The 16,570-nt window shown below is 57.0% G+C and carries 14 protein-coding genes; 12 read left to right on the top strand and 2 right to left on the bottom strand.

Annotated features, from left to right (window positions below; genetic code table 11):
* The first annotated feature begins 141 nt into the window (after positions 1 to 141).
* Genes ACSSVV_RS02450 through ACSSVV_RS02430 form a run of 5 tightly spaced genes read left to right on the top strand, consistent with a single transcriptional unit; the run spans position 142 to position 4,382 of the window.
* Positions 142 to 1,035, top strand: coding sequence for a hypothetical protein (locus ACSSVV_RS02450; RefSeq protein ID WP_023010569.1), 894 nt, complete (start codon positions 142 to 144; stop codon positions 1,033 to 1,035).
* Between the two features lie 60 nt (positions 1,036 to 1,095).
* Complete coding sequence (locus ACSSVV_RS02445) at positions 1,096 to 1,773, top strand: TetR/AcrR family transcriptional regulator (RefSeq protein WP_011785412.1); 678 nt, start codon at positions 1,096 to 1,098, stop codon at positions 1,771 to 1,773.
* Between the two features lie 58 nt (positions 1,774 to 1,831).
* A complete protein-coding gene (locus ACSSVV_RS02440; RefSeq protein WP_023010568.1) occupies positions 1,832 to 2,332 on the top strand; it encodes a L,D-transpeptidase in 501 nt (166 codons plus the stop codon).
* A 23-nt stretch (positions 2,333 to 2,355) separates the two neighbouring features.
* Positions 2,356 to 3,597, top strand: coding sequence for a mechanosensitive ion channel family protein (locus ACSSVV_RS02435; protein WP_023010567.1), 1,242 nt, complete (start codon positions 2,356 to 2,358; stop codon positions 3,595 to 3,597).
* The gene (locus tag ACSSVV_RS02430) at positions 3,594 to 4,382 is read left to right on the top strand and encodes an S-methyl-5'-thioinosine phosphorylase (protein WP_023010566.1); all 789 of its coding nucleotides are present in this window, start codon (positions 3,594 to 3,596) and stop codon (positions 4,380 to 4,382) included. The genes ACSSVV_RS02435 and ACSSVV_RS02430 overlap by 4 nt, the downstream gene beginning before the upstream one ends.
* On the opposite strand, the gene ACSSVV_RS02425 is transcribed toward ACSSVV_RS02430, so the two are convergent.
* Both ACSSVV_RS02425 and mfd read right to left on the bottom strand, forming a co-directional pair.
* Complete coding sequence (locus ACSSVV_RS02425; RefSeq protein ID WP_031211002.1) at positions 4,363 to 5,157, bottom strand: CsiV family protein; 795 nt, start codon at positions 5,155 to 5,157, stop codon at positions 4,363 to 4,365. The two genes, ACSSVV_RS02430 and ACSSVV_RS02425, sit on opposite strands and share 20 nt — an antisense overlap.
* 29 nt (positions 5,158 to 5,186) lie before the next feature.
* Entirely contained in the window at positions 5,187 to 8,708 is a 3,522-nt protein-coding gene (gene mfd / locus ACSSVV_RS02420; RefSeq protein ID WP_023010564.1) for a transcription-repair coupling factor, read from the bottom strand.
* Positions 8,709 to 8,945: 237 nt separating this feature from the next.
* Between mfd and ACSSVV_RS02415 the strand changes: the two genes are divergently transcribed.
* The 7 genes from ACSSVV_RS02415 (at position 8,946) to nqrF (ending at position 16,568) form a co-directional block, all read left to right on the top strand.
* Positions 8,946 to 10,349: a glyceraldehyde-3-phosphate dehydrogenase gene (locus ACSSVV_RS02415; protein WP_412917493.1), complete on the top strand. Its 1,404-nt coding sequence runs from the start codon at positions 8,946 to 8,948 to the stop codon at positions 10,347 to 10,349.
* Positions 10,350 to 10,672: 323 nt separating this feature from the next.
* On the top strand, positions 10,673 to 12,019 hold the full coding sequence (locus tag ACSSVV_RS02410) for a Na(+)-translocating NADH-quinone reductase subunit A (protein ID WP_014421081.1): 1,347 nt from the start codon (positions 10,673 to 10,675) through the stop codon (positions 12,017 to 12,019).
* 4 nt (positions 12,020 to 12,023) lie between these two features.
* A complete protein-coding gene (locus tag ACSSVV_RS02405; protein WP_011785404.1) occupies positions 12,024 to 13,232 on the top strand; it encodes an NADH:ubiquinone reductase (Na(+)-transporting) subunit B in 1,209 nt (402 codons plus the stop codon).
* Positions 13,225 to 14,028 (top strand): Na(+)-translocating NADH-quinone reductase subunit C, encoded by an 804-nt coding sequence (locus tag ACSSVV_RS02400; protein ID WP_022991580.1) that lies wholly within the window; start codon positions 13,225 to 13,227, stop codon positions 14,026 to 14,028. Before ACSSVV_RS02405 ends, ACSSVV_RS02400 begins: the two co-directional genes overlap by 8 nt.
* A 2-nt stretch (positions 14,029 to 14,030) precedes the next feature.
* Entirely contained in the window at positions 14,031 to 14,696 is a 666-nt protein-coding gene (locus ACSSVV_RS02395; RefSeq protein ID WP_014421083.1) for an NADH:ubiquinone reductase (Na(+)-transporting) subunit D, read from the top strand.
* Complete coding sequence (gene nqrE / locus ACSSVV_RS02390; protein WP_011785401.1) at positions 14,696 to 15,304, top strand: NADH:ubiquinone reductase (Na(+)-transporting) subunit E; 609 nt, start codon at positions 14,696 to 14,698, stop codon at positions 15,302 to 15,304. The genes ACSSVV_RS02395 and nqrE overlap by 1 nt, the downstream gene beginning before the upstream one ends.
* 37 nt (positions 15,305 to 15,341) lie before the next feature.
* The gene (gene nqrF / locus ACSSVV_RS02385) at positions 15,342 to 16,568 is read left to right on the top strand and encodes an NADH:ubiquinone reductase (Na(+)-transporting) subunit F (RefSeq protein ID WP_011785400.1); all 1,227 of its coding nucleotides are present in this window, start codon (positions 15,342 to 15,344) and stop codon (positions 16,566 to 16,568) included.
* The last annotated feature ends 2 nt before the right edge of the window (positions 16,569 to 16,570 follow it).

Below are 16,570 nucleotides of genomic sequence, written 5' to 3'. Positions count from 1 at the left end.
CCCGTTGATTGGCGCAAGCATACCGGTGCCTGTCAGTGTTGCCAAGAAGCCAGCAAGCCGCGTATGCCGGCAAAGCCGACATTCAAGAATTATTCGTAAAGGTCGATACTTGCATAAAGAACCTGAAGAACAGTGAGCTCAATGGCGGAAAATACAGCAGTAGACAAGACGGATCCGGCCAACGCATCCGGAGCGGTGCTTCGCCCCGGCCGGGCTGCTGATCCGGTGCCGGCGACACCGGAATCCGCCCTCAATGCGGCGCAAAGAACCGCTGCCCTGCAGGCTGGTGATGACCAGGGCCAGAATACTGAATCCGGCAGCGAGCAGCCCGAGGCGCAGGAATCGCAGGATCGGACTGCCGAGACCGGGTCGGAGAGCCCGGATATCGAGCAGGCGCTGGCGGAGTCACGACAGCGCAAGCTGCGTCTTATGCTACGGCAGTGTGACCGGGTTCTGCTGATGGACTTCAACTTGCTGGCTATGTCGGACTGGCCGGATAACTATCAGATGGCAGCTGCGCGGCGTAGCCGGGACCTCTGGATCTTCAGTGCCCTTTTGGCTGCGACGTTTTTCCTCAGTGGTTTGACCGGTTTTGTGCCGGCCTGGGTAGCCGGTGGCGGTTTTGGCGCTTTCGTGATTATTCTGTTGCTGGGAGTGCCGTTTATCCGTCGGATTTACACGTCCAGCCCCTCCTATATGGATTTGATCATTCGCCGTCAGCGCATGCTTCGGGATGCCCGCAAACATGCGGCCCACCTGGAGGGAAAGGACGGGCTGATATGGCAGTGTGCGCGTATGGCAGAGTACAACCCGACACTGCGTCATACCCGCTTCAGTGAATTGCTCAGACTGTCTGAGCAACGGGTGTTGCCGCGTTATCTTACCCGGCGGGAACATGTTCGGCTGTATCTTATCTATCTGCTGGAAGCCGAGAAAGCCTATGGCAAAGTCCAGCAAGCGTTTTTCGACGGCAATCAGGACGCGATAGACCGGGGTTGGCAGGCAGTGGCGGCGGTTCCTGAAGACCGAGCTTGACATGACAGACCTTCAAACGTATGTTTCAAACAGACGTTTGCTAGAGGCTCTGACAACAAAATGGCGCAGTCTGATACCGTTGACCGCATTCTTGACGCTGCCGAAGAGCTGTTTGCCGAGCGTGGGTTCTCGGAAACATCGCTTCGTATGATTACCAGTAAGGCTAAGGTAAATCTGGCCGCTGTCAATTATCACTTTGGGTCTAAGAATGCCCTGATCCACGCCGTGTTCGCCCGGTTCCTGACGCCGTTTTCGGCCACCCTGGATACCGCCTTTGATGAACTCGAAGAGCGTTGTGATGGCCAGCCGCCCACGCTGAACCAGACCCTGTGGGCGCTTACGGAAAGTGCCGTGCGCATGCCTCAGCGTAATGAGAAAGGCATATCCATCTTCATGCGCCTGCTCGGTCTTGCCTATACCCAGTCTCAGGGCCACCTGCGTAAATTTCTCGAACAGGAATACAGTGAGCCATTTGGTCGTTTCATGCGCTTGCTCAAAGAGGCCACGCCTGAGTTGTCCTCGGTTGATCGCTACTGGCGCATCCAGTTCATGCTGGGAGCGACGGCCTTCACCATGTCCAGCAGTGATGCCCTGATTGATATTCTCGAAAACAAGCTCGGCGTTGAAACCACGGTTCAGGAAATTGCCGCACGCCTGGTGCCGTTCCTGGCCGCAGGCATGAAGGCTCCAGACAAAATGCTGGTGCCGCCTACCGCTTCAGGCGTTTCGGTTGCCTGAACTCCCCCGCCTCGGGTAGTCTTCCCTCTGGTTCGCAGCCGGAGGGAAGTCGTTACCAATGCCCGATAACAAGCCCCCCGGGGTTACCCTGTCCATTGATATCGCCAATCAGTTCCTGACACTGGCTACTCAATCGGGTGATATCATTGCCCGCTACCCGGTATCCACCGGCCTGAATGGCCCCGGCCAGGCCGACGGCAGTGGCTGTACCCCTGTTGGCAAGCATTATATCCGCGCCCGAATCGGGGCAGGGCAGCCATTAAATACGGTGTATCGTGGGCGCCGCCCCACTGGCGAGATCTACAGCCAGAGTCTGGCGGCAGCGAACCCGGGGCGCGACTGGATTCTTACCCGTATACTCTGGCTTTGTGGCTGTGAATGGGGGCGAAACCGTGGGCCGGGGGTAGACACTTTTCGTCGTTTTATCTATATCCACGGCACGCCGGACAGTGAACCTATGGGAGTTGCCAGATCCCATGGCTGCATCCGGATGCGCAATACCGATATTGTTGAGCTTTTTGACCGGGTTCCAGCGGGGACTCCAGTCAGTATCTATTAATCCGCATAATTCAGAGGGACAGGATGATTGGCGAAGTTTTGGGTGTACTGAATGGCTGGATAGAGCAGTTCGGGTTGCTATCTGAAGGTTGGCGGGCCGGTGTGCTGGTTTTCCTGCTCGTGCTGGGGACGGCGGCGGTTGCCTATATTGCCAGTCATGTGATTTCTGCGCTGGAGCGCAAATTCGCCAGCACTCATAACCTTTGGGATGATGCTATTCTGCACGCGGTCCGTCGCCCTGTCGTGGCTTTCGTGTGGCTCCAAGGGGTGTATTGGGCTGCCGAAGTGGCTCACCATTTTTCCGAGGCTGAGGTCTTCAAGGCTAACGGAACGTTGCTTCAGATCGGTTTTGTCTGGGTGGTGGTCTGGTTTTTTATTCGGCTGATCAAACAGTTCGAGAATATCCTCACCTCTCCGATCAAGATGCGCAAGCCGATGGATTACACCACGGTCAATGCCATCAGCAAGCTGTCGCGCGCGGTTGTGATTATTACCGCCGCTCTGACCGCCCTGCAAACCCTGGGCTTCAGTATTTCGGGCGTGCTGGCATTTGGTGGTGTCGGGGGCATCGCGGTTGGTTTTGCCGCGAAAGATCTCCTGGCGAACTTTTTCGGTGGTTTCATTATCCATTTGGACCGTCCGTTCAAGGTGGGGGATTGGGTTCGATCCCCGGATCGGAGCATTGAGGGTACGGTTGAGCATATCGGATGGCGACTGACCACCATTCGCACCTTCGACAAGCGCCCGCTTTATGTCCCCAATGCGGCGTTTACCACTATTGCAGTGGAAAACCCATCACGTATGACCAATCGCCGGATCTACGAGACCATCGGCATTCGCTATGCCGATGTGCATTCCATGAAAACCATCGTGGACGAAATCCGGGAGATGCTGAAGAATCATGAAGAGATTGATGCCAACGAGACCTTGATCGTTAATTTTCTGGCGTTTAATTCATCGTCACTGGATATCATGGTATACACCTTTACCAAAACCACCCAGTGGGTGCGTTTCCATGAGGTGAAGGAAGATGTGTTACTGAAAATCAGTGACATCATCGAAAACCATGGCGCCGAGGTGGCCTTCCCGACGCGCACGCTGCATCTGCCGGATGGGGTGCGGGTAGACGGGCGCGATTCCTCCAGGCGTGAGGATTCCAAAGACAAGTCCGCCGATCAGGATGCGGATTCCGGAAAATCCGGAAAGAATGTTGACCATGAAGGTGGCTACGGCGAAGCCGATTCAGAATCCGGAGACGGGGAATGACAGGAACGAATAACAATGTGCCGGTAGGCATTATCGGTGGTACGGGGCTGACCAGCCTGAGCAATATCCAGATCACCGGAGAAGAGACAGTGACAACTGCGTGGGGGGAGCCCTCCTCCACGCTGGTGCGGGGGCAACTGGGTGATCAGCCTGTTATCTTTCTGGCGCGTCATGGTAACCCGCACCGGATTCCGCCCCATCAGGTCAATTACCGGGCCAACATTCAGGCGTTGCATGATGCCGGCGCTCGGGTGCTGGTGGGTGTAAACGCGGTTGGTGGCATACATGCCAATATGGGGCCGGCCCACATCGTGATCCCGGATCAACTGATCGACTACACCTGGGGCCGGGCCAGCACTTTCTTCGAAGGCGAGCTGGAGGACGTCACACACATCGATTTTACCTGGCCCTACGATCAGGAAGCGCGTCAGGTGTTGATTGATGCTGCTCGCGCGGCGTCGCTGTCATTTTCCGGGTTTGGCGTCTATGGCGCGACGCAGGGGCCGAGGCTGGAGACGGCGGCGGAAATCCGCAGGATGGAGCGGGATGGCTGTGACATCGTTGGTATGACCGGCATGCCCGAGGCAGTGCTGGCGGCAGAGCTGGGCTTGCGGTACGTCAGCCTCGGGCTGGTGGTGAACTGGGCTGCGGGTAAAACCGACCACATTATTACCATGGCCGAGATTGAAGAAGCGATTGCCCAGGGCATGTCCGGCGTTCGGCAGATTCTGGAGCGTTCCATGGCAAGTCTGGGGCAGCTTGCGCTTACCCCTCAATCTTCTTGAAGAAAACCAGGACGCCGACGGTGGGGGAGTCGATGAAGTGGATTTCCTCACTGCGCATCCGCCGCGTTTCACGAATCCAGGTCACCAGTTCTACTGGTGCCGGACGGAGTTGGTAAGCGGTACCGGTGCCTTCTGATGCTGAACCACCGGTTTCGCTATCAAGTGTATTGCCAGAGTCCTGATCGGAAAACTCCGCAACCGCTTCGGTCTGAGGCGGTGTTTCAGGCTCTGCCGGCACAGCCTCGGGATCGTCGCTGACGGCCCAGTGGTTAAGCTGCACATTAACGTGCAGGTAGCGCTGGCGGTCAATGGTGATCTGGCCTTCCACCGCTCGTTGGCCAGACTCGGCCAGCCAGTCACCGATTGCGACACGCAGAGGTCCGCCCTCGTAGTCGGGCGGAAAGGCTTCATACCAGCCGGCACTCGCCAATACCCGGTAGTTACCGCTTCGCTCGAGCCGGTTGGCCGCCTCGCCCAGGTGCAGTTGGTTGCGGGGTACCAGGTTGAGTTCGGTTACCCGCTCCCCGGATTCCTGCTCCACCCAAAGGGTTTTGCCGGCCTCTTCGACAGGTTCCACCGACTTGTTCGCCATCTGCTCTTCAATGCCGGCCGGGTCCACCAGACGCTGTAAAATCACCAGCTCTGCCCGGTAGTAGTCGTTCGGGACATTGCCTGAAGCGCCCTGGGCCCACAGGGTTGCCGGTGTGAATGCAACTGAGGCGAACAGCGCGGCACTGGCCAGGGTTTGCCGGGAGCATAAAATGTGAGCTTGCAAGGGCGTTACTCCACCTGAATCCTTTTTTGTCATGATGCCTTTGCCGGGGCCTTGTCGGGCGCCAGTTCTTCGAGCATCGCTGCGATGGCGTCGAGTTTACCATCGGTTGAGTCATCATTCAGCCGGAAGCGAAAGCTGTTGGCGCCTTCGAGCCGGTATCGATCCGGAGCGGATTGCACTTTTTTAACCAGTTCGAGAGGGTCGACCGGTGTCGTTGCCCCGAACTCAAGCCGCACCCATTCCTTACCGGCATCCACTTTCACGATGCCCAGAGTCTCTGCCTGCAAACGTAGCTGTGCCTGGCGCATGAGGTTCTTGGCCGGGGCTGGTAATAATCCGAAGCGGTCAATCATCTCAACCTGAAGTTCTTTTAATGCCTCACGATCCTTCACGCTGGCAATGCGCTTGTACAGCATCAGGCGGTTGTGGACATCTGGCAGGTAGTCGTCCGGAATCAGGGCCGGAATGCGCAGGTTCATCTCGGTGCCGTGGCTGAGAGGCAATTCGGCGTTGGGCGTGCGGCCGTCGCGAATCGCTTTTACGGCTTCGTCCAGCAGCTGCATGTAGAGGGTAAAGCCGATGCTTTCGATCTGACCGCTCTGTTCTTCACCCAGCAGCTCGCCAGCGCCCCGGATTTCCAGGTCGTGGGTGGCCAGCATGAAGCCTGCGCCCAGGTCCTGGGATTCGGAAATCGCATCCAGTCGCTTCCTGGCATCGGTGGAAATGGCCTTTGGCGGTGGTGTCAGCAGATAGGCGTACGCCTGGTGATGAGACCTGCCCACGCGACCCCGAAGCTGGTGCAGCTGCGCCAGGCCAAATTTGTCTGCTCGTTCAATAATAATGGTGTTGGCGCTGGGGATGTCGATGCCGGTTTCCACAATAGTGGTGCACACCAGTACGTTGAAACGCTTGTGGTAGAAATCCGACATGATCTGTTCCAGCTGGCGCTCGCGCATCTGGCCGTGTGCCACACCCACCCGCGCCTCGGGAATCAGTTTGCGAAGATCTTCCGCGGTTTTCTCGATGGTGGCGACATCATTGTGCAGGAAATAGACCTGACCGCCCCGCAGGATTTCCCGGAGAATAGCTTCTTTCACCATGGCGTCGTCGCGCTGGCGCACAAAGGTTTTCACCGACAGCCGGCGGGCTGGTGGGGTCGCGATAATGGACAGGTCGCGCAGGTGGCCCATGGCCATGTTCAGGGTTCTGGGAATCGGTGTGGCGGTGAGGGTCAGCATATCCACCTCGGCCCGCAGGGATTTCAGTTTTTCCTTCTGCTGAACGCCAAACCGGTGTTCTTCGTCGATAATCACCAGACCCAGATTCTTGAAGTTGATATCGCCTTGCAGCAGCTTGTGGGTGCCAATGACGATATCTGCCTTGCCTTCCTCTATGGCAGTGATGGCCTTGCTGGTCTGGCTGCCGCTGCGGAAGCGACTCAGAAGCTCTACAGTTACCGGCGTATCCGAGAACCGGTCACGGAACGACTCGTAATGTTGCTGGGCCAGAAGAGTAGTGGGTACCAGAACGGCCACCTGTTTGCCAGACCAGGTGGCCAGAAAAGCTGCGCGCATGGCGACTTCGGTTTTACCGAAGCCGACATCGCCGCATACCAGTCGGTCCATCGGGCGTTCGCTGGTCATATCCTCGAACACCGATTCGATGGCCACCTGCTGGTCCGGCGTCTCCTCGAACGGGAATCCGGCAGCAAAGGCCCGATAGGCCTCTTTCGGGTCTTCAAACTGGAAGCCTTTCCGGGCTTCCCGGCGGGCGTAAACATCCAGCAGTTCTGCTGCGGTGTCGCGGATCTTTTCCAGCGCTTTTTGCTTGGCGTTGCTCCAGCGCTCCGTTCCGAGCTTGTGGAGCGGTGCGTGTTCCTCATCGGTGCCGGCGTAACGGGAAATCAGGTGCAGGCTGGACACCGGTACATAGAGTTTGGAGCCGCCGGCGTATTCCAGGGTCAGGAATTCGTCGGATTGGCCGCCGGCGGTGAGTGTCTCCAGCCCCTTGTAGCGCCCCACGCCATGGTCGATATGCACGACCGGTGCGCCAATTCTCAGTTCAGACAGGTCCCGGTATCCGGCATCGTCGGTTTCGGTTGGTTTCTGGCGACGACGACGCTGCAGCACCCGCTCGCCAAACAACGCCGATTCGGTAATCAGTGCCAGATTCTGGCCGGGCAACACCATGCCCTGTTCCAGTGGGGCAATGGTGATGGCCAGAGTGGTGCTCTCGTTTTCGAGGAATTCCGACCAGCTCTGCACGGTTGACAGCTTGAGCTTGTGATCGGCCAGGTTGTCAATCAGCGCCTCCCGGCGCCCGGACGATTCAGCACAGATCAGGATGCGCCCGTGGAACTCCTGGATGAACCGTTTGAGGCGCCCAGCCGGATCAGCGGCGCGCCCGTCCATGGCGACATCCGGGAGAGATTCGGTACCGCAGTTGCTGGCGCCCGCGCCGTCTTCGGCCTGACTGCTGCAGGTAATGCGGGGGTGGTGTTTGAGTTGCCCGAACACTTCATCCGGCTGCAGAAACAGCTCGGATGGGGACAGAATAGGGCGCAGGCGATCGTGACGGCGGTCTTCGTAACGGGCCCGGGTTTCCGCATCAAAGGCATTGACGGCATCATTGAGACCGTTGGCGGTGAATACCAGGGTGCTGCCCGGCAGATAATCAAACAGCGTGGCGGTTTCATCGAAAAACAGTGGAAGATAGTACTCAATGCCAGGCGGTGTGATGCCGTGGGTAACATCCTGGTAAACCGGCGCGTCTTTGTCGGCATTGGGGAAATATTCAAACCAGCGATTGCGAAAGCCTGACCGGGCTTCCTTGTGCCAGGGAAATTCATTGGCCGGCAGAAGTTCAATGCGTTCGGTTTTATCGATGGATCTCTGGGTTTCCGGGTCAAAGGTCCGGAGGGTCTCGATTTCGTCATCGAACAGATCAATGCGATAGGGCAGGTTCGAGCCCATGGGGTAAATATCGAGGATGGCCCCTCGCACCGCATACTCGCCGTGTTCGTACACATTGTCGGTGTGATGATAGCCGGCGGCCTCCAGTTGCATGCGCCAGCTGTCGATATCCAGGGTCTGGCCCACTTCCAGCAGCAGGGTATTGCCCTGCAGGTAGCTCGGGGGCGCCAGCCGGTGCATCAGGGTGCGGGCCGGTACCACCAGAATGCCGTGGCGTGTGGTGGGTAACCGGTGCAGGGAGCGAATCCGCCGCGAGGTAATGTCCTGGTGTGGCGAAAAAAGATCGTAGGGCAGCGTTTCCCAGTCCGGCAGGGATAAAAGTTCGATGCCGTCGGAGGTAACGGTGGCACCGTCTTCTTCCGTGGGCAGCCCCAGGAAAAATCGGATGGATTGCTCCAGCTGGATGGCTTCGCTGGTGCTTTGGGTAATGACCAGCGTCAGACCTTTGTGGGCGCGGGCGCTCTCGCAGATGGCCAAGGCGTCTGCACAGCCGTTCAGCTGCCCCCATTTTCTGTGGTCGGCAGCCTTTTCAGGGGCAGCGGGGGCGATAAGCGGGGCTTGGGCCTGGCCTTGGGTCATGGGTCAAGCGTTCTCCTGAATAGATGCATCATTAACCGGGGCGGCGCTATTCTATCGCCCGGTTGTGACAGTGTCATGGTCGGGGCATACAAACGGCTATTTGCCGTACGGCTTTTTAAGTTGGATAATGTGCGCCCCAAATTATTTCCAGTGCTATACGAGGTTCCAACCGTGAGTCACGAACAGATCAACCAGCACCTGTCCAACTGGACTGACCGGGAGTCCACCGCAGAAGCGATGATCCCGCTGATCGGCCGCCTGTACCGTAAAAACAACGTTGTTACGTCCGTATACGGCCGTGCGATCATTAACCAGTCTGTTATCGATATCATCCGCGCCCACCGGTTTGTGCGTCAGGTTGAGGACAGCGAGCTGTCTGTTCACGATACGCTGCCCATTCTCGAGGCGATGGACAAGCTGGAGCTTGGCCGCGCTCACGTGGATATTGGCAAGCTGGCGGTCAAATTCAAGGCAGAGGGCGGTGACCTCACCGAGTTTCTGAAAAAGGAAATCGGCCCGGTGGTTGGCAAGTACGCCGAAGAGGCGGCCAAGGATGCCAAGGAAGAAACGAAGGATGTGGTGCTTTACGGCTTTGGCCGGATCGGCCGACTACTGGCGCGGATCCTGGTTGAAAAAGCCGGTGGCGGCAACAACCTGCGCCTGCGTGCGATCGTTGTTCGCCAGGGTGGTGCTGACAACGATCTGGAAAAGCGTGCCAGCCTGCTGCGTCGTGACTCCGTGCATGGTCCTTTCGATGGCACCATCACGGTCGATGCCGAGAACTCTGCGCTGATCGCCAACGGCAACTTTATCAAGGTGATCTACTCCGATGGTCCGGACAAGGTGGACTACACCGAGTACGGCATCAACAACGCCATCGTGGTCGACAATACCGGTAAGTGGCGCGATGAAGCGGGCCTGGGCCTGCATCTGAAGTCCAAGGGTGTCAGTCGAGTGATTCTGACTGCGCCGGGCAAGGGCGACATCAAGAACATCGTTTATGGCATCAACAACGACTGGATCACCGACGAAGACAAGATCCTGTCTGCTGCTTCCTGTACCACCAACGCCATCACTCCGGTACTGAAGGCCATCAATGACGAGTACGGCATTGAGGATGGCCACGTTGAAACCGTTCACTCCTACACCAACGACCAGAACCTGATCGACAACTACCACAAGGGCAGTCGTCGTGGCCGCAGCGCCCCGTTGAACATGGTTATTACCGAAACCGGCGCGGCCAAAGCTGTTGCCAAAGCACTGCCGGAGCTGAAAGGCAAGCTGAGCGGTAATGCGATCCGGGTGCCGACACCGAACGTGTCCATGGCGATCCTGAATCTGAACCTGAAAAGCGATGTGGATGGCGAGCAGGTAAACGAATATCTGCGCGATATGGCGCTTCACTCCGAGCTGCAGAAGCAGATCGACTTCGTGAACTCTCCGGAAGTGGTTTCCACCGATTTCGTGGGCTCCCGCCATGCCGGTATCGTCGATGCCCAGGCTACCATCGCCAATGGCAAGCGTTTGATCCTGTACGTGTGGTACGACAACGAATTCGGCTACAGCGCCCAGGTTGTGCGTTGTGTGAACCAGATGGCCGGCGTAACCTATCCGATCTTCCCGAAGCGCGCCCGCGACTAAAGTCGTAGGCCGGTCTCGGCAGTTGATTGACAGAAAGCCCCGGTAGCGCCAGCTGCCGGGGTTTTTTGTTACTTCGGCCGTACAAAACCATTTTTGTTACCGGTGGAAATAGGTTTCCTTAATCTCTATAATTGGCGCGATTTTGGGTATGTCTGGCACCCCGTTTCTCATCTTTTCCTGCGTCAAATGGCAAACAGCAGCAACTGCTATGGCATTTGAACCTCAAGGTGCAGCCGTTCGGCGCAATCCGGACAGGAAACCAGGGCCGCAGGGGCCGGGCGTTACAAATCCACAGAATAGTTTCTGATGATTGGATGAGGCTAATGATCAAGATCAAAAAAGGCCTGGATCTTCCCATCAGCGGCGCTCCCGAACAGACCATTACTGACGGCAAGCCGGTTCGCCACGTGGCGCTCATCGGTTTTGACTATCACGGCATGAAGCCGACGATGGCTGTGAAAGAGGGAGACCGTGTCAAGCGCGGTACGCTGCTGTTCACGGACAAGAAGACCGAAGGCGTTCGTTATACTTCCCCCGCTGCAGGCGTGGTGAAAGAAATCAATCGCGGTGAGCGTCGCGTTTTCCAGTCTGTCGTGATCGAAATTGATGGCGACGATGCGGAAACCTATGCCCGCTACAGCGATTCCGACCTCGCCGGCCTGGAACGCCAGCAGGTGGTTGATAACCTGGTAGAGTCCGGCCTGTGGACAGCTTTCCGTACACGTCCCTACAGCAAGGTTCCTGAGATCGACTCTGCGCCGAATTCGATTTTTGTGTCTGTTATGGACACCAATCCGCTGGCGGCAGACCCCACCGTTATCATCGGCGAAAATAGCAAGGCTTTTGAAAAAGGCCTGACTATTATCTCCCGCCTGACCAACGGCAAAGTGTTTGTGACCGGCAAGCCCGGCTCTAACGTTGCCGTGCCCAAGGCTGACAATATCGAAGTGCATCAGTTTGATGGCGTGCATCCGGCAGGCAATGTCGGTACCCATATCCATCACCTGGACCCGGTATCGGCCAGCAAGACTGTCTGGTCTATCAACTACCAGGATGTGATCGATATCGCCAAGCTGTTCGAAACCGGTGAAGTGCCGGTCGAGCGCATTGTCGCTATTGGTGGCCCCAAGGCTGTGAAGCCGCGCCTGGTTCGTACCCGTCTGGGTGCCAGCCTGCCGGAACTTCTGGACGGTGAAGTTGCCACAGACTGTGAAGTCCGTGCCATCTCCGGCTCTGTGTTCGGTGGCCGTCGCGGTGATGGCCCCTGTGCTTACCTGGGGCGGTTCGCCAACCAGATTACTGTTCTGGAAGAACACAGCAAACGCGAGTTCATGGGCTGGTTGTCGCCGGGTCCCAACAAGTTCTCCGTGCTGAACATCTATCTGTCCAAGCTCAATCCCGGCAAGCTGTTCAACTTCACGACCACGACCAACGGTAGTGAGCGTGCGATGGTGCCGGTGGGTGCCTATGAGCAGGTGATGCCTCTGGATATTCTGCCAACGCAGCTGCTGCGCTCGCTGATTGTGGGCGACACTGAAATGGCACAGAAACTGGGTGCCCTGGAGCTGGACGAAGAAGATCTGGCGCTGTGCACCTTCGTGTGCCCCGGCAAATATGAATACGGTCCGATTCTCCGTGAGAACCTGACCCGAATCGAGATCGAGGGCTAATACGATGGCAATCCGACAGTTTCTCGATGGAATCGAGCACCACTTTGAGAAAGGCGGCAAGTACGAGCGCTGGTATGCACTGTACGAAGCCGTTGATACCATTTTCTATTCGCCTGCGAGCGTGACCAAAACCACCGCTCATGTGCGTGACGGCATAGACCTCAAGCGCATCATGATCACGGTGTGGCTGTGTACGTTCCCGGCCATGTTCTTCGGCATGTGGAACATTGGCTTCCAGGCCAACAACTTCCTGGCTTCCAACCCGGATGCGATGATTGCCGACGGTGGACTGCGTGAGGCATTCATTACCGCACTGGCGGTAACCGGAGCCGGCGCTGGCTTGTGGGATAACTTCGTCTATGGCATGGCTTATTTCGTGCCCATTTACGCGGTTACCTTTATTGTAGGTGGCTTCTGGGAAGTCCTGTTCGCGACCGTGCGCAAGCACGAAGTGAACGAAGGTTTCTTCGTCACTTCCGTTCTGTTCGCGCTGATCTGCCCGCCGACCATCCCGCTCTGGCAGGTGGCGCTGGGTATCACCTTCGGTGTGGTTATCGGTAAGGAAGTGTTCGGCGGTACCGGCAAGAACTTCCTGAACCCGGCACTGACCGGCCGTGCTTTCCTGTACTTCGCTTATCCGGCACAGATCTCCGGCGATACCGTCTGGACGGCGGTAGACGGCTTCAGTGGCGCTACGGCCCTGAGCTGGGCTGCCTCTGGTGGCCTCGAAGCACTGGAAGCCCAGATTGGCTGGATGAACGCTTTTGTGGGCACCATTCAGGGCTCCATGGGTGAAACTTCCACTATCGCCATTCTGATTGGTGGTCTGATCCTGCTGGCCATGAAGATCGCCTCCTACCGGATTGTCGGTGGTGTGCTGATCGGCATGATCGGTATGTCGCTGCTGCTGAATCTTATCGGTTCAGAAACCAATCCGATGTTCGGCGTACCGGCACACTGGCACCTGGTTATGGGCGGCTTTGCCTTCGGTATGATGTTCATGGCAACGGATCCGGTATCTGCCGCCATGACCAACACCGGTCGCTGGTGCTTCGGTATCCTGGTGGGCGTGATGACGGTGCTGATCCGTGTGATCAACCCGGCCTTCCCTGAAGGCATCATGCTGGCGATCCTGTTCGCTAACCTGTTTGCGCCGCTGATGGACCACTACGTGGTTCAGGCCAACATCAAACGGAGGCTTGCTCGTGGCTAAAGCAAAAGATACCGTCTCCAGAACCCTGATGGTGGCGCTGGTACTGAGTATTGTGTTCTCGGTTGTGGTTTCCACGGCTGCGGTCATGCTCCGTCCCGCGCAGATCCAGAACCAGAATCTGGACATCAAAACTAACATCCTTTCTGCCGCCGGCATGCTTGAGCCAGGCTCAACCGCGCAGGACATTGAAGAGACGTTTGCACGCTTCGATGTCCGCCTGGTCGACCTCGACAAGGGCGATTTTGTAGAGCCGTCTGCTGTGGGGGTTCAGGATCCCATGAAGTACGACATGTACAAGGCTGCTTCCGATCCGGAGATGTCGACCAACATCCCGTCGTCTGAAGACAAAGCTGGCATCAAGCGTCGTCCGAACGTTGCCAAGGTCTACACCCTGAGCGAGAACGGCGAGCTGGTTCGTGTGGTGCTTCCGATTCACGGCTACGGTCTGTGGTCTACCCTGTACGGCTTCGTTTCCCTTGAAGGCGACCTCAATACTATTGAAGGTTTGGGTTTCTACGCCCACGCGGAAACGCCGGGCCTGGGTGGTGAAGTTGATAACCCGCGCTGGAAACAGCAGTGGGTAGGCAAGGAACTCTACAGTGACGATCCGACCGAACCCCAGATCCGTCTGGTGAAAGGTGGGGTCAGCGCCGATGCCAAGGACAAGGAACACAAGATTGACGCGCTCTCTGGTGCCACACTGACCAGTCGTGGTGTCGAGCAGCTCGTGAACTACTGGATGGGTGAGCGCGGCTTCGCCCCGTTCCTGAAAAAACTTCGTGAAGGGGAGGTCTGATCATGGCAGGCTCAACAGCCAAACAGGTTCTCTTCGAACCAATCTTCAGTAACAACCCGATCGCCCTTCAGATCCTTGGTATCTGTTCGGCGCTGGCGGTAACCACCAGCATGAGCGTGAGTATCGTCATGTGTCTGGCGGTTACAGCCGTTACCGCATTTTCCAACCTGGCGGTCTCTCTGGTAAGAACCCAGATCCCGGGAAGTATCCGGATCATCGTGCAGATGACCATCATTGCTTCCCTGGTCATCGTGGTAGACCAGATTCTCAAGGCCTATGCCTATGAAATCTCCAAGCAGCTATCGGTATTCGTTGGTCTGATCATCACCAACTGTATCGTTATGGGCCGCGCGGAAGGTTTCGCCATGACCAATCCGCCGCTGATGAGCTTCCTGGATGGTATCGGTAACGGCCTGGGTTATTCGGTTATTCTGCTGTTCGTGGCGTTCTTCCGTGAGCTGCTGGGTGCCGGTTCGCTGTTCGGCGTAAGCCTGATGCCTGTCGTTAACGAAGGCGGCTGGTACGTACCGAATGGTCTGCTGCTGCTGCCGCCGAGTGCGTTCTTCATCATCGGCCTGGCGATCTGGGGCCTGCGTACCTGGAAGCCGGAGCAAGTAGAAGAGCCTGACTACAAACTGTCTCGCCATACCGTCAAGGAGGCCTTCTGATGGAACACTATCTGAGCCTCCTGCTTAAGGCGATCTTTGTTGAAAACATGGCGTTGGCGTTCTTCCTGGGGATGTGTACCTTCCTGGCCATCTCCAAGAAGATCGAAGCGGCGACTGGTCTGGGTATCGCCGTTGTGGTGGTACTGACCGTCACCGTACCGGTGAATAACCTGCTTTATAACACCATCCTGCGTGAAGGTGCCCTGGACTGGGCCGGTCTGCCGAATGTGGACCTGAGCTTCCTGGGCCTGCTGACATACATCGGTGTTATCGCCGCGATCGTACAGATCATGGAAATGGTGCTGGATAAATACATTCCGGCCCTGTACGCGGCGCTGGGTGTGTTCCTGCCGCTGATTACGGTTAACTGCGCCATCCTTGGGGCGTCACTGTTCATGGTTGAGCGTGACTACACCTTTGGCGAGAGTCTGGTGTATGGCTTCGGCGCTGGCGTTGGCTGGGCTCTGGCCATCATTGCTCTGGCGGGTATCCGTGAAAAGCTCAAGTACAGCGATGTTCCGAACGGACTGCGTGGCCTTGGCATCACCTTCATTACCGTTGGTCTGATGTCACTGGGTTTCATGTCGTTCTCAGGCATCTCCCTGTAATTCACCCGGTGATTCGGTTTAACGAAAAGGCGAGACCATGAATACAGAAATTATTCTCGGCGTGGTCATGTTCACCGTTATCGTTCTGGCGCTGGTTGCGGTTATCCTCGCAGCCCGCTCCAAGCTGGTAAGCACCGGTGACGTGACCATTGAGATCAACGACGACCCCGAGCACACGCTCAAGACCGCCGCGGGCGGTAAGCTGCTGGGTACTCTGGCCAACAGCGGCATCTACCTGTCCTCTGCCTGTGGCGGTGGCGGTACCTGTGCCCAGTGCAAGTGCAAGGTTCTGGACGGCGGTGGCGCCATGCTGCCGACGGAAAAGACCCACTTCACCAACCGTGAAGAAAAAGAAGGCTGGCGCCTGTCCTGCCAGGTTCCTGTGAAGCAGGATATGAAGATCGAAGTGCCGGAAGAGTTCTTCGGTGTGAAGAAGTGGGAATGTGAGGTTATCTCCAACCACAACGTGGCCACCTTCATCAAGGAACTGGTACTGAAGCTGCCGGAAGGCGAGGAGGTAGACTTCCGCGCTGGCGGTTATGTACAGCTGGAGTGCCCTCCGTACGAAATCAACTTCAAGGATTTCGATATCGAGGAAGAGTTCCACGAAGACTGGGACAAGCACGATATCTGGCGCTACAAGGGCGTGAACAAGGAAGAAACCATCCGGGCCTACTCCATGGCGAACTACCCGGAAGAAAAAGGTCTTCTCAAGTTCAACATCCGTATTGCCACGCCACCTCCTGGTACCGACCATCCGCCGGGTATCATGTCCACTTACGTGTTCAACCTGAAGCCGGGCGACAAGGTTACCGTGATGGGACCGTTTGGTGAGTTCTTCGCCAAGGATACCGATGCGGAAATGGTATTCATCGGTGGTGGTGCCGGTATGGCGCCGATGCGTTCTCACATCTTCGACCAGCTCAAACGCCTGAACTCCAAGCGCAAGATCAGCTTCTGGTACGGTGCGCGTAGCGTACGCGAAATGTTCTACGTGGAAGACTTCGACGGTCTGGCTGCAGAGAACGACAACTTCGAGTGGCACGTGGCGCTTTCAGACCCCCTGCCAACCGATGACTGGAACGGCCCTACGGGCTTTATCCACAACGTGTTGTACGAAAACTATCTGAAGGACCATCCGGCTCCGGAAGACTGTGAGTTCTACATGTGTGGACCCCCAATCATGAACGCGTCTGTGATCAAGATGTTGAAAGATCTTGGTGTAGAGGACGAGAACATCATGCTGGATGACTTCGGAGGTTAATC

The organism is Marinobacter sp. MBR-105 (assembly GCF_053628895.1).
This window is presented reverse-complemented; position numbering and strand designations above follow the sequence as displayed.